The organism is Tessaracoccus sp. OH4464_COT-324 (genome assembly GCF_003932855.1).
In the GTDB taxonomy this organism is placed as follows: domain Bacteria; phylum Actinomycetota; class Actinomycetes; order Propionibacteriales; family Propionibacteriaceae; genus Arachnia.
Map to the genome: position 1 here is coordinate 1 of NZ_RQYZ01000122.1, position 404 is coordinate 404.

The 404-nt window shown below is 42.1% G+C and carries 1 protein-coding gene; it reads left to right on the top strand.

Translation table 11 applies throughout. The annotated features are described in order from the left end of the window. A partial coding sequence (locus EII42_RS13180) for a hypothetical protein (RefSeq protein WP_199729896.1) occupies positions 1–404 on the top strand: 404 nt, incomplete at both ends.

Genomic DNA, 404 nt, shown 5'->3' on the forward strand with positions numbered 1-404 from the left:
TATGCAGAAGTGAATAAACCGAAGAAATTGCAAGAAAATGCGGAAACACAACCGCTTGTTAAAGCAGATGATAGTGGTTATTCAACAATTAGCGAGCAGCCAAAACCGAGATCAAGACGTTCTTTAGCTGAGCCTCCAAAAGCAAAAGTGGAAGCCGATGATACCTATGCGGAAATTCCTGAACAGCCGCAATCTTTAGCAAAACGTAAATTGCCTGAGTCGCCAGCTACGCCAAAAGCGAAAGTGGAAACTAGCTCTGACGTCGCAGCAGTACCAAAAGAGAAAAGTTCTCTCTTAGATAAGCTGAAAAACTTCTTCTCGAGTGATAAAACTGAGAAAAAATCAGCACAAAAAGCAGAGAAAAAAGTGGCTGAGCAACCAGCAGAAGCAGCAAAACCTAACTA